This window comes from Phascolarctobacterium faecium, assembly GCF_003945365.1.
Lineage (GTDB): Bacteria > Bacillota > Negativicutes > Acidaminococcales > Acidaminococcaceae > Phascolarctobacterium > Phascolarctobacterium faecium.
The window spans coordinates 2,204,559-2,218,052 of the sequence record NZ_AP019004.1; the positions used below are offsets into that span (position 1 = coordinate 2,204,559).

Consider the following 13,494-nt stretch of genomic DNA (forward strand, 5'->3'; position numbering starts at 1 on the left):
AAAAGGGGACTCTGCGAGTCCCCTTTGCCATTTATAACATTTACACTTGCTTACATAGATTTTTCCATATGCTCGCTGAACATTTTAGTAATCTTGGCTTTATTTTCGGAAACCCATTTTTCATCATAGTTAGGAGCTAATTTGATTTTATCATTAGGAGTCATATAATCAGCCAAGGTGGCGCCTTTACGCAGTGGACGTACTGTCAGATTCATACCGACAGCATTCTGCACTTTTTCGGAAAGCATATAATCGACAAATTTCTTAGCATTTTCCGGATGCTTACAGTTTTTCAGGATCTGTACGGATTCTCCGGGGAAAATAGCGCCCTCTACCGGGAATACTACTTTTACCTTAGCGCCATTTTTCACAAGATTGGCTGCCGGGTCTTCCCAGGTAAGACCAACGACATATTCGCCGCCGGCAACGCCTTTGTAGACCTGACTGGAGCTATTGCACATTTTACCGCCCAGATTAGCGATAAATTTATCAACATAATCCCACGCTTCCGGAGACATCGGGTCGCCGTTTTTTCCCATCCCATACAGCATTGCCATCAAGCTTTGGAAGGCCGAGCTGGAGTTGACAGGATCGCCGAAAGCGATTTTTCCTTTTAAAGCCGGATTTAGTAAATCTTCGAAACCGTCAATTTTCATGCCGTTAGCAAGCTCAGTATTAACGATCATAACTGTTGGATCAGCAAAGGCTGGTGTAAAAACGCCTGCTTTATTTTTAAAGCCATCCATCATTTTATCGTTTTCAGTGGAAGTATATTCCATAAACAGATCTTTAGAAGAGGACAGCATCGTTTCGTCGGCCGCCCACAAAATATCACCCAGCGGATTATCTTTTTCAGATTTAGCACGTTTAAGGACTTCACCGGTACCTGCTACAACAAGATTCACCTTTATACCTGTATCTTTTTCAAATTGAGGGATAACTGCATTATTCAGCTGCTCGCTGCGGGCAGAATAAACTGTCAGTACTTTTTCCTCCGGGCCTCCGGCTTTTTTCTCTGCCGGTTTGTCACTGCTGCAGCCTGCCGCAACAAGCATCAGTGATGCTAAAACTGCTGAAATGATTTTAGTTGACTTTTTCATAAAAACCCTCCATTCTTGTCCTTTAAGTTAATTTTGTTCTTAATTTTCGCACTTTTCTTACTAATTTGATTATAACCCTTTTACAAAAGGGGGTCAAGCTCAGACACATCATAATACACCACAAATAATTTATGCTATAAAAAAACAGAACTGTCTGCAGATAATTTTACTCAACCAGTAAAAGCCCATATATTTTCAGCTCAGGAACCGCCGCCTGCAGAATTTCCGCCTGATAACCATTATCATTAGCCAAAGCCATAACATCAATTCCGCATGCTTCCAGCGAGGGTCTGGCTTTTGTTGGATTTACACACTGCTTTAAATTACATTCTTTGCACAAACGACAGCGTCCCGCCTTTAAAGAAAAAGCTTTATAATGATTCTGCAGAAAGGCTTCCCGTTCCAGGTTTAATAAAATCTCCAGCAGCCCATTACTCATTGACAGATCGGCCGCAGCAAAATTTTCAACCGTCACCCCATTCAAAGGAAAAGTGTACTGAATGATAATCCCTCTGATAAATTCCTGTAAAAACCTCTGCGTTGCCGCATAATCAGGAACAAATGGCGGACAGCACAATGTTTTTCCATAATTAGGGCAACCAAACTGGCACTTCCAGCGTGTCCAGGCCCCAGTCCTGATACTGGCAACGTCAACTGTTTTTGCGCCTGAAGCGCCTAAAGCCAAAGCTTTTTCAACCAATTTCTGCAGATCATGTTCCAACGCAGTTTTTTGCATACGACGACCTTCTTTCACTCACATATATTATTTTCATATTTTTATTATACACCTTAATCATATTCTGATGTTTCTTAAAAATAATGTTCAAAAATTACACTTTCAGCAGTAAAAAAATACATTATAAGTAATTATTAAAAGAATTATAAAAAGCATTTCCCTCGCCAAAGTTTCTTTGCTATAATCTAGTCAATATCGTTAAGGAGGCATCACCCATGACAACAGCTTTCGATAAAGACCTGGAACTTATTTTTCAAAAACTGACTTCTGACCGACAAGTTAAACAAGCTTTAGATTTTTTAAAACAGGATGCGCCCAATACTATCGCACAGCAAAAAGAACTGGTAGTCATAGAAGCGCCAACATTTCAGGAAAAACAACGCAGCCTACACTACGCTCAAATGCTGAAAGCTGCCGGTCTGCAGGATGTGACCATAGATGAAAAATTTAATGTTTACGGAAAAATCTACGGCAGTGGTAAAACCGGTAAAAGCGTTCTTCTTGAAGGGCACTTAGATACAGTGTTCTCCTTTGGCACCGTTACAGATGTTATCGAAAAAGACGGCAAGCTTTATGCTCCAGGTATTTGCGATGATACCAGAGCTTTAGCGGCAAATCTTTCAGTTATCAGGGCTTTGGTCAACAGCGGCCTGCGCCCACATCATGATATTATGATTGCAGGCACTGCGGCAGAAGAAGGCCTAGGAGCTATGAGCGGCATGAAATATTTGGTTAATAATAAAGCTGAGGAAATACTCGCAGCCATTTCGATCGACGGTCCCAGTAATGATGTAATGTATTTTAATGCTACGGGCATGATCAATTATGACGTCACCTATACAGGTCCCGGCGGTCATGCTTATCTGGCTTTCGGTACTCCCAGCGCAGTGCAGGCTATGGGACGAGCCATCGCCGCTTTAAGCGATATGCAGGTGCCTGAAACTCCTAAAACTACTTTTACAGTCAGCCTTGCCAACGGCGGGCAGGCCATCCACGGCATTGCTCAAAGCGCTAATTTTAAAATCAATATGCGTTCCGACAGCGCTGAAGTTCTGGCGCAAATGGAACAGCAGGCACTCGCGATTTTCCAGCAGGGTGCCGACGCAGAAAATGCCCGCTGGCAGAAACCCGGCGCTGTAAAAGTTACTTTCAGTAAAATCATGGACGTCCCCGCCGGCAGCCAATCCGAAAGCTGCCGTATGGTCCAGGCGGCCAAGCTGGCAACCTTAGCCTGCGGCATCACGCCGCAGCCGCGTTTAGGCGGCTGCACCAACAGCAATATGCCGATCGCAATCGGCATTCCGGCTGTTACATTAGGACGCGGCGGCGCTGAATATGGTACCCATACCGTAGACGAATGGTTTGACCCAGCCGGAGTATATGTATGTGAACAAAAATCACTGCTGCTGCTTTTGGCTTTAGCAGGTTTGACTGACGTTACTGCTGCTCCACAACTTTAACGGCTGCTTCAATCAACACAAAAAGCTCTGACATTAGTCAGAGCTTTTTGTGTTGATGTGTAAGTGTCCAAACTCAATAGGAGGATCAAAATATCTATATATCTATCGTCAGAAGCCATGCTTCTATTGCTTCCAAAATTTGCTGAAAGTTATGCTGCAGTTTTGCGATATCGTCAGAGTCCGCATCATCTATATGCAAGCCTGCCGTTACGGCAACATTAGTATTAAATTTACTCGCCAGACGCAAAGCCGCCTCTCTGGCAGGCAAATCATCCTTATGTCCCAGACGGCATAAAACAGAGGCACTGGCGGAAATCTCAGCAGTATTTTTCAAACTCGGCCTGGGAGAAGCCAAGGCTGCAGCACCAATATGCGAAGCCTCGCCTCCGCCAATCACTACTGCGATATCTTTACCGCATAAAACCACACATGCCGTAACTGTATAAGGTTTATCCCCCACGCTTAACGTTACTGTCTGCATATGTCTTCTCCCTGCCATGCGACAAATTTCTGATACTCGATCCCAAACTGCATCAAAATCTTACCTATAATATGATCGATCTGCTGTTCCAGTGAATTGGAGCCATTATAAAAAGTAAGCATCGGCGGTACTATAGCGCAGCCGTTATCAGCACATTCTTTTATATTGCGCAGATGGATGCGGCTCAACGGCAGCTCGCGCGGTACTAAAACCACCTTACGGTTTTCTTTAAGACAGACATCAGCCGCACGCAGCAGCAGATTTTCTGCAAACCCTGAGGCTATCCCGGCAACGGTTTTCATACTGGCGGGAATAATTATCATACCATCCGTAACAAAAGAACCGCTGGAAATACTTGCTGCCAGATTTTTATTACTGTGAGTAAAATCGGCCAGTTCTGCAAGTCTGCTGATTTCTATATTAGTTTCACATTCAAAATTCTTAACAGCACCTTCCGTAATTATCAGATGCACTTCCATATCAGGCAGCTGCTTTAGAGCCTTGAGCATCTGATAACCCATAATGACACCGCTGGCACCGGAAATTCCTACAATCAAGCGCATAATAACCAACCTTTCTTAAACTTACTTTTTAAGACAAATCACCACAGACCGATTACTTTCCACCAGGGTACAGCAACGCCGACAGTAATAATGAACAGCACGATCGTAAACGGTACACCGAATTTGATCGTTTCTTTTTCCGTATACATACCGTTGTCTTCACCTACGCCGACCAAAATCGCCAGATTATGGAATGGTAGTATAAAGTGAGCGTTAATAGCAATATAGGCAATCATAACAGGAATGATCGTACTGATACCCATTGAGCCCGTAAAGGCCAGCATCGCCGGGATAACGATCCCCATAACTGCGATAACGCTGCCGAACAGCATATGGATAGCAATAGAAACGGCTGTAATAAACGCGGCCAGGATGAACATATTTTCCGGCACACTGCTTGGCAATACCGTTTGCGCTATCCATGTATTCATGCCTGTAGCACCGCCCACACGGCCAATAGCGACAGCAGCTGTCAAAAAGATCAGTGTTTGTACCGGTACACCACTCCAGCTTTGCGGAGTCAAAATGCCTCCGATCTTAGGCATTGCCATCCCCATAGCAATAAATAACGTTACCCAGCCAATATCAATGCCATGCAGCGTGTCAGTCATCCAGAGGATAATAGCCAGTGTTACCCAAACGGCAGTACGTAATTCTTTGCCGCTCATCGGTCCCATAGCTTCCAGCTTCTCTAAAATTTCAGTTTTATTGACATTGACCTCTTTGGTTGGCTTGAACATAAACAGAATCATAACCATTGTAATGATACTGGTAACGATCATTGGCAGACCCATAACTTCGAACCATTTGAGCCAGCCTACCGGTTCCGGGTCACAGCTGGCAGCCGCCAGCGGATTGATCGACGCATCACCAGTCAGAAAGATCATGGAAACCGGGATAGAAGCCGTAAAAACAGTAAAACCGATCTTAACCGCGTCTTCACGGGGAATGTCCGCGCTTTTTACCACAACAGCCATGACCGACATAATGAGAAAAGCGCGCGGCCAGGGATGCGGAATCAATAAGGCCAGAATGAACGTCAGAGCAAAGATAGAAACGATAATACTTTTAAAAGACGAAACATATTTTACGATGAACTTATAAGCGATCCTCTCACCTAAACCTGATTCTTTCACCGCCACCGCAATAAGATAAGCGCCGATGATCAGATACATCATAGAAGTAGTCCAGGTAGAAAAAATCAATGTTGTTGGCGCAACTTTAAAAACTGCTAAAAGCAAAAGATACAGACCTGAGACATAACCGGGCTGAGCAATACCAAAAGCCCAGAAAATCACTGTCATCAGAGAAAAGGCCATACACATCTGTCCTGTGCGTTCCAAGCCGGGAATGTTAGCAAAAAAGATGACCACAGCTACGATGATACCTAAAATAAAACCTATAATCGGTTTATTCTTTCCCATAATTGTCCTCCTTAAAAATATCCAATCAAAGTCAGCTAATGTGGTTAAGGCGTTTAAAACGCCTTAACCAGCAGAATCATTCAATCCTGTACGGTAAAATCAGGCAAGAATTTTTTTACATCGACTTCCATAAATTTTGCGCGTTGGAATCTTGCTTTCTGATTAAACGGAACTGTCGCGTCATAAATAGTTTTGCAGGCAATACCATGATCGCGGATCGACCAGCTGCAGGCAGGATCATTAGACGGATCAAGCGGATGGCAGCGTACGCCGGGGATTGTTACGATATCGACATCGGCCTGCATTCTGGTAGTCATCGCCCATAGCACATCGTTAGTATCAAAAATATCGACATCTTCATCAACTAAAATCACCTGCTTCAATTCCGGGAAAGCAGAGAAAGCAAGCAGCGCAGCCTGACGCTGACGACCCTCGTCACTTGGAACGGTCTTTTTGAACTGGATAACGGCAATAAATTTACCGCCGCCGGAGGAATGTGCATAAACATTTTGTACACGGCCCGGCATAGCTCTTTCCACCATATCAAGGATCGACGCCTCAGTCGGGATACCGGCCATGCTTACATGCTCTTCGGAAGGTCCAATGCAGGTTTGCATAATCGGATTTACTCTGTGAGTAACAGCTTTTACTTTGATAACAGGTAATTCTGCATTGGCAGGCCCGGTATAACCGGGAAATTCCGGCATCGCTTTACCGGTATTGGAATTCTGGTCCTCGCGAACGCGCGCGCCTACCAAAAGCTCGCCTTCGATGACGTATTCGGCGTTGGCGATACATTTTTCATCGATCGTCACACAGGGAGCTAATTCAACAGCCTTACCGCGGATTGCTCCGGCAATAGATAATTCATTGAAGCCAAGCGGAGTTGTCGGCGGCTCAAAGCAGGAAGCGATCTCAATAGCCGGATCGACACCGATACTGATGGAAATTGGCAGCGGTTTGCCTAAAGCTTCGGCCTTTTCACGGAAAGCGCCCAAATGCCGGGCCCCCGGTGTGAAAAACATGGAAATTTCGTCTTTGCTCTGCAGGCAAAGTCTATGGATCGTAACGTCAGATTCACCGGTTTCGACATCGGAAGCATAGCACATACCCAAAGTTACATACGGTCCTGCATCTTCCGGAGTATTGGTAGGAGCCGGGATCAATTTACGGATATCAAAGCCTTCGTCAGTAGCCAGATGCACGACTTCCTGACATTGGGCTTTCGATTTATCAACGACCACTGGAGCAATGGCATTTTTTACAGCGTCACGCATCATAAAACATAATTTTTCAGGTTTACTATTCAAAAGATAGCCTACACGTTTACGGCTGGCTAATAAACCAATAACTACTTTTGCGCCTGGGTGTCCTTTCACATTTTCAAAAGTCATAGCAGGCCCTGTTTTAGTAGGACGGGCAACAGTGCCGCCTGCACCCACATAACGATAAACGCCAGCCAGTTCTGCAGAAGGGTCAACCTCTACATCAGTATGTACCATTTGTCCGGGAATGCTTTCCAACAATTCCAACGCAGATCTTAAATCAATAACTTCTTTAGTCATAAAAATAACCTCCTGACTTTTTGTTGAGTGTTACCTCACAATTTGATAATAGATTGTGGTGTAACAATACAGTCAAGAGGTTTTTGAAAAAATTTTTATTTATTTTTTTAAGGTAACAGGAGCCTGCAGCATACAGAAATCTACGCCTGTTTCCTGCTTATAAAAGGTAGTATCAAGCAGACACACGTCGATGATATCCCCTGCCAGTTCATAATTATTTTTAGCCAGCCACTGCATCAGCTTTTCCAGATGCTCAGTATCATAAGGCATACCATACTTATACATGCACACATATTCTCCGGCCGGGATCGTAAGTGTATTTTCGTGCTCCTTGTTCCATACCGGCAAAAATATACAGGACCCGGCTCCCTGAAGCCACTTATTTTTTTCCACACCAGACTTTTTGATGATAGAACCAAAACCGCCTGACGGAACCATTTCACGTTCAAAGATACGCTGCCACAAATCCATTAATGTTGTGTGCAGATTATCTTTATCAATAGGCTGCAGCCACTCTTTAAAAATCGCCTGACGTGCATCTATATAGCGTACAAAAGGCAGCGACATCCTCATCATCCCTGCATCTACGGCTTCTTCATACAGATCGATCCTTTGATTTAGGTATTCGCGCAAAGTATTGAGCTTGGCAATTTGATTCATAATATACTGTTTTTGTTTCTCCAAAAGATACATTTCGTTTTCCGGCGTCCGTTCCTGAAAATGCTGTTGGATATCTTTCAGACTGATTCCCAACGATTTAAGGAAACAAATTTCTCGTAAATATGGTATCTGGTGTTTACAATAATAACGGTAACCGTTGGTATCGACCTTCGCCGGCTTAAATAAATCAATATTATCGTAATGAATAAGGGTCTGTCTGGTAATTCCGTGCAGTTTTGCCATTTCGCTTATAGAAATATAAGTGCTCATCAAGACCACCTCACCCCATTTTTTTATATTATATAATAGTTTAGGGTGTATTGTAACAATACAGTTTATGAAAAACCTATTCCAAAATAAAAACCCTCTGACCTAAGTCAGAGGGTTTACTGTCAGTTTGGTAGCGCCAACGAGAATCGAACTCGTGATTTCGCCTTGAGAGGGCGACGTCTTAGCCGCTTGACCATGGCGCCATTGGCTCCGGGACTAGGGCTCGAACCCAGACAAGATGATCCAGAATCACCTGTGCTACCATTACACCATCCCGGAATTGTGTTGAACACAAGGGTTATTATAACTCACTTTGCCGCGATTGACAAGTACTTTTTTTTACTTTTTCTTACATTCCCTTATTATAAGTGAACGTATCCAGAGTTTCATTGATCTTTTTAGCCAAAGATTCCGGCAGTCCTTCAATATTGACGTTGAGGAAGCCGCGGACGATAGTAGCAGTAGCTTCTTCTTCGTCCATTCCTCGCGCCATCAAGTACTCGATCTCTTCAGGAGCGATGCGGCCCACAGCGGCCTCGTGGCTGAGCTCGGCATTACCTGTAAATGCGTCCAGCTCAGGTATGGCAGAAATATAACCTTTATTACTGAGCATCAAGCCATTACATTCCAAATGGGCACGAATGCCTTCGGCACGACCTGTAAGATTGCCGCGGTTGATGATCTCACCGCCGGTAGAAATAGTACGGGTCACGATTTCGGCACGGGTACCAGGCACCTCTAACAGCGCCTTGCCGCCGATATCAAGATGCGAACCCTCCGGTGCCACTAAAATAGAATTTAAGCGTGCCACAGCGCCTTCGCCTACCAGCTTGGTAGTAGGATACATCTGCACATCTTTTACTTTTTCCATGCAGACATAATTAGAAATAAACTGACCGCCTTCTTCGATGATCGTTACGCTGCGAGGACGCACAGCAATGTTTTCGCCCCAGCTGTGGATCATGGTAAAGGTCAGCTTAGCATTTTTTTCAACATAAAATTCACTGATACCGATATGCACGCCTTTTTCAACACCGGGATCACTGGCACAGCCAGAGATGATATTAAGCTCAGCGCCTTCTTCTACAATAACAATGTTATGAACACGCTGCAGCTGCTCCTCGTGACCGATAAAAACGCAGGCCTGCAGCGGAGCTTCTATCTTCTGCCCGGCTTTGACTCTGATAAAATATCCCTGTTCCTGCTCCAATGCAGTTTTAGCAGTATATTTATCAGTATCTGCCTTCACGGCATTCCACCAGTATTTTTTGACAAGTTCAGGATATTTTTTAGCGGCGGCGCCGGTATTCATCAATTCCAGCGGCAGCTGCGGCTTTACTTCGGCCTCAATTGGCGCATTGTCGACCTGAATAAAGCTGGCGCTGCGATTCTCCCGCTCCAGATCGATACCAACATGCTCCAGCCGTTCTTTCCCTGCTGCTGAAAGCTCGGCGGTACTTTGCACATGCTGTTCGTTATTATCATCAAATTTTTCCAAATCGATATCATTGCCAAAAGCAGCTTTTTTAACCAGCGCTTCCTGCAGATTTACCTGTTCACTCATTTCATTCCCCTCCTGCAGCCGCCATTCACACATTTCTCATAACCGGTCTTGCTGATACAGCTCAATACATCCAAAGGATCGCCGCTGGTACAGCTTAAAGTGCCCTGATACAAAATATGAGCATGCGAAGCCGGCACATACTTCAAAATATGCCCGACATGAGTAATAATCAGACCGCTGCGCTGACTGCTGAGCGGATTATAAGTGTCACAGTCAAGATTATGGGCACAGCAGGGTTTATCACAGCCGGTGCCGCCACAGGGCTCGTTATGCAGAATGTAGTTGGCAGCCCGTCCTACAAGTGCGATATTTTCCACGTCGACACCTGATTCAGGTTCATCTAAAAGCAGCAGATCAGGTTTTTGCGCCATCAGCTGCAGAAGCTCCGAACGTTTCAGTTCACCACCGCTGAAACCTTCATTGACACTGCGGTCGAGAAAATCAGCCAAACCCATCCATCTTGCCATTTGCTCCGTTTCCTGAGGCGTAGCTCCACAGATCTCAATCATATGGCGCAGCGACAAGCCGCGGATCGTCGGCGGACGCTGGATCATTACGCCTACACCTAAACGGGCCCGCTCATAACAAGGAGCTTCGGTAATATCATGACCTTTAAAATAGATTTTACCGCTTAATACCTCATAACGTTCAAAGCCCATGATCGTCCCGATCAAAGTAGATTTACCGGTACCGTTAGGCCCGAATAAAACATGGACCTCACCCGGTTTAATGTGCAGGTTAATATCGTGAAGAATCTGTCTGCCTTGTACGGCAACAGACAGATTTTCTATTTTCAGCATAATGTATCCCTCTTTCCGAAATTTTTACTGATTTATTATAACATACAATGCCAGCAAAAACCATACTCTAATTGTAGGAATTAAATCATCACACTTCCTGCGTAAGATAGAATTTTCAGGCTTACTGTGTTAGAATAATCTTATTCAAACATTTGGGCAGCACTATCCGGCAACTCAAACTATAAATTTACCGGCAGGCACGTGGAGGTTCTATGCATCAGTATTTATTTCACATCGGCGATTTTCCCATCCGTATGTACGGTTTAGTTCTCTGTATGAGCATTTTTTTAGCAACTGGTGTTGCTTACTTTCTGGCCAAACAGGATGGCCGCTGGCAGCAGCATATCCTGGACATTGGTATTTACGGCGGCTTTGCCGGTTTGATCGGCGGACGCCTCTGGGATGTATTCTTTTTCGACTGGGATTATTACCAGCATCATCTGCTGGAGATACCTTTTGTCTGGCAAGGCGGCATGGCAATACAGGGCGGCGTCATCGCCGGCGTTCTGGCAGGCATCTGGTACTGTAAACGGCATCAGATCGACTGGCTCGCTTTAGCCGATATCGTCTGTCCCGCAATTTTGATCGGTCAGGCAATCGGCCGTATGGCCAATCTGCTGAACGGCGATGCTTTCGGAACGCCTACAGGCGGTAATTTTGGTCTTTTATATCCGGAAGGTACGCTGGCTTTTAAAACCTATGGCGCCGTTCCTTTATGGCCAGCCGAGGTTTGGGAAGGACAGCTGGATATCGTTATCTTCGCGCTCCTGCTTTTATTCCGCACTACTGATCACGCTAAAGGGCAGGCCATGTGTCTGTATGTAATGCTGTATTCAGCTGTACGCTTTGGTCTGGAAATGCTGCGCGGCGATTATGTCGAGCCCTTCTTATTTGGTTTAAAATCAGCTCAGGCTACCAGCCTTTGTTTTTTCCTTATCGCTTTAGGCTTCTTCCTCTATTTTGGCTGGCGTGAAAAACACACTGAAGCTGTACCGCAGATAACTAATAAAAAACGCAGTAAAAAATAAAAATGCACATATTAAAAAGAGGCCGGCTATATGCCGGCCTCTTTTGTTTAATAGAATAACATAAAAACAAAACGCAGCAGGAACATCGCGCTCAAACCACGCACCAACCAGGAAACCTCTGACCATTTGCCTACTGCCAATTTAACAAAGCTGAACATAATAAAACCGATCGCAATACCATCGGCGATATTATAACCGAAACACATAATCATCATTGTAAAATACGCAGGCACGGCAACTTCCAGATTCCGCCAGTCAATATCGCCAATATCCGATGCCATCATAATACCGACCATGATCAGCACCGGAGCAGTAGCCGCAGCAGGCACCATACCCAGCAGCGGCGCCAGAGATACGCTCAGCAGAAATAATAATGCCGTTACAACAGAAGCAAAGCCTGTCCTGGCGCCTGCCGCCACACCTGTGCTAGACTCGACATAAGTCGTTACCGTCGATGTTCCAAAAAAGGCTCCCATCACGGTAGCAGTCGCATCTGCCAATAAAATCCGTTCGCCATTGATGATATTGCCATCCTCATCAACAAGATTAGCCCTTGAAGCAGTCGCCAGCACAGTACCGATCGTGTCAAACATATCGGCGATCGTCATTGTGATCATCACTGAAAACAATGAAAAAATCATAACTCCGACTCCCTTAGAAATATCGAACAGCTGCACAAAACCGCTCAGACACTTGCCAAAAGTTTCACTCAAATCACCAACAGGCATTGTACCTGGCAGATGCAGCCCCAACTGCCAGTCGCTGAAAAACTGCAGATAACAACCCAATATCGAAGTAATAATAATACTGAGCAGCATCCCGCCTCTTGTCCCGCGCAGTAAAAAACCGATATTCAGAAAAATACCTACCAATGCCAGCTTCGCTGAATCATTGGCAAAAGTCAGCGCAGGAATGATACTGCTGTCCAGTTTCATGCTGTCACCCAACGGGATAAAACTTCCCGGATTGGCTGAAAAGCTAAGCAAGGATGCATTTTTTAAACCGATGTACAAAATGAACATCCCTATACCGATGCCGATCGCTTTTTTCAAATGCATCGGTATTTCCGAAATGATCCTGCTGCGCAGTCCGGTAACAGAAACCACAACAAAAATAATACCTGACAGCAGTACCGCTCCCAAGCCCTGCTCCCAGGTATAACCCATGGCCCCGCATAAAGTATAGGCAAAGAAGGCATTAATCCCCATTCCCGGAGCCAACCCAAAAGGAGCATTGGCATATAAGGCCATCAGCAGTGTACCTGCAGCCGCAGCCAGGCAGGTGGCCAGCATTACCGTACCTTTATCCATACCGGCAGCAGCCATGATCTGCGGATTGACGAAAATGATATACGCCATCGTCACAAAGGACGTAATTCCTCCGATCGTCTCACGCTGCCAAGTGGTTTTACGCTCCTGAAACTTAAAAAAACTTGCTACAAAATCATTCATTTGCCGCTTCCTCCGGTCATTTTTACATTTCACAAACTGTTCAAAGGTTTGCCCTTTTTCTGTCAAATGTCTGTTGTATACTTAAAGCATAGCAAGTGATGAACTTGCTACACCCTTCCCATCAAATTCATCATAAACAGCTTTCCTATGGAGAAACCGTTCGCTACCATCCCCAGCGAACGGTTTTCTCTTTGTCCGCAGAACACTGAAAATAAAGTCGTGCCGTATAGCACGACTTTATTTTTTTACGGCTTCAGCAACGGCTTTCATACAGGCTACCAAAGATCCTTTTTCACGATGATGATTGATACACTCGCAGCACTTGCCATGACGCACACAGTTCACCATTTTACAGGTACAGTTGGCTTCGTTGCAATTCACCATTTTCATAC

Annotated in this window: 13 protein-coding genes and 2 tRNA genes; 2 read left to right on the forward strand and 13 right to left on the reverse strand. The window is 44.9% G+C overall.

The genetic code is table 11. The features are described 5' to 3' along the window. Positions 1 to 50: 50 nt before the first annotated feature. Both PFJ30894_RS10625 and PFJ30894_RS10630 read right to left on the reverse strand, forming a co-directional pair. Positions 51 to 1,055, reverse strand: a complete 1,005-nt coding sequence (locus tag PFJ30894_RS10625) for an extracellular solute-binding protein (protein WP_370832942.1) — start codon at positions 1,053 to 1,055, stop codon at positions 51 to 53. Positions 1,056 to 1,266: 211 nt separating this feature from the next. Then, on the reverse strand, positions 1,267 to 1,836 hold the full coding sequence (locus PFJ30894_RS10630; protein WP_125669793.1) for a DUF2284 domain-containing protein: 570 nt from the start codon (positions 1,834 to 1,836) through the stop codon (positions 1,267 to 1,269). Positions 1,837 to 2,051: 215 nt separating this feature from the next. On the opposite strand from PFJ30894_RS10630, the gene PFJ30894_RS10635 reads away from it, so the two are divergent. After that, positions 2,052 to 3,296 (forward strand): M20/M25/M40 family metallo-hydrolase, encoded by a 1,245-nt coding sequence (locus PFJ30894_RS10635; protein WP_125669794.1) that lies wholly within the window; start codon positions 2,052 to 2,054, stop codon positions 3,294 to 3,296. A gap of 94 nt (positions 3,297 to 3,390) precedes the next feature. On the opposite strand, the gene lpdD is transcribed toward PFJ30894_RS10635, so the two are convergent. The 9 genes from lpdD to PFJ30894_RS10680 form a co-directional block, all read right to left on the reverse strand. After that, positions 3,391 to 3,777 (reverse strand): prenylated flavin chaperone LpdD, encoded by a 387-nt coding sequence (gene lpdD, locus PFJ30894_RS10640; protein ID WP_125669795.1) that lies wholly within the window; start codon positions 3,775 to 3,777, stop codon positions 3,391 to 3,393. Then, a complete protein-coding gene (locus PFJ30894_RS10645) occupies positions 3,765 to 4,340 on the reverse strand; it encodes a UbiX family flavin prenyltransferase (protein WP_125669796.1) in 576 nt (191 codons plus the stop codon). Before PFJ30894_RS10645 ends, lpdD begins: the two co-directional genes overlap by 13 nt. Positions 4,341 to 4,378: 38 nt before the next feature. Further along, entirely contained in the window at positions 4,379 to 5,764 is a 1,386-nt protein-coding gene (locus PFJ30894_RS10650; RefSeq protein WP_113077802.1) for an SLC13 family permease, read from the reverse strand. Between the two features lie 80 nt (positions 5,765 to 5,844). Continuing rightward, positions 5,845 to 7,329: a UbiD family decarboxylase gene (locus PFJ30894_RS10655; protein WP_125669797.1), complete on the reverse strand. Its 1,485-nt coding sequence runs from the start codon at positions 7,327 to 7,329 to the stop codon at positions 5,845 to 5,847. A 99-nt stretch (positions 7,330 to 7,428) separates the two neighbouring features. Beyond that, on the reverse strand, positions 7,429 to 8,259 hold the full coding sequence (locus PFJ30894_RS10660; protein ID WP_125669798.1) for a MerR family transcriptional regulator: 831 nt from the start codon (positions 8,257 to 8,259) through the stop codon (positions 7,429 to 7,431). A gap of 128 nt (positions 8,260 to 8,387) precedes the next feature. After that, positions 8,388 to 8,462 (reverse strand) — tRNA-Glu (locus PFJ30894_RS10665). A 2-nt stretch (positions 8,463 to 8,464) separates the two neighbouring features. Then, positions 8,465 to 8,538: transfer RNA gene (locus PFJ30894_RS10670), tRNA-Gln, on the reverse strand. 70 nt (positions 8,539 to 8,608) lie between these two features. Continuing rightward, positions 8,609 to 9,823: a SufB/SufD family protein gene (locus PFJ30894_RS10675; RefSeq protein ID WP_021717985.1), complete on the reverse strand. Its 1,215-nt coding sequence runs from the start codon at positions 9,821 to 9,823 to the stop codon at positions 8,609 to 8,611. Further along, a complete protein-coding gene (locus tag PFJ30894_RS10680; protein WP_021717986.1) occupies positions 9,820 to 10,623 on the reverse strand; it encodes an ABC transporter ATP-binding protein in 804 nt (267 codons plus the stop codon). Before PFJ30894_RS10680 ends, PFJ30894_RS10675 begins: the two co-directional genes overlap by 4 nt. A 212-nt stretch (positions 10,624 to 10,835) precedes the next feature. Between PFJ30894_RS10680 and lgt the strand changes: the two genes are divergently transcribed. Beyond that, positions 10,836 to 11,651, forward strand: coding sequence for a prolipoprotein diacylglyceryl transferase (gene lgt / locus PFJ30894_RS10685; protein ID WP_021717987.1), 816 nt, complete (start codon positions 10,836 to 10,838; stop codon positions 11,649 to 11,651). A gap of 47 nt (positions 11,652 to 11,698) precedes the next feature. On the opposite strand, the gene PFJ30894_RS10690 is transcribed toward lgt, so the two are convergent. Both PFJ30894_RS10690 and PFJ30894_RS11840 read right to left on the reverse strand, forming a co-directional pair. Beyond that, positions 11,699 to 13,102: an NCS2 family permease gene (locus PFJ30894_RS10690; RefSeq protein WP_125669799.1), complete on the reverse strand. Its 1,404-nt coding sequence runs from the start codon at positions 13,100 to 13,102 to the stop codon at positions 11,699 to 11,701. Positions 13,103 to 13,339: 237 nt separating this feature from the next. Continuing rightward, the gene (locus PFJ30894_RS11840) at positions 13,340 to 13,486 is read right to left on the reverse strand and encodes a hypothetical protein (protein WP_021717989.1); all 147 of its coding nucleotides are present in this window, start codon (positions 13,484 to 13,486) and stop codon (positions 13,340 to 13,342) included. Positions 13,487 to 13,494: the final 8 nt, after the last annotated feature.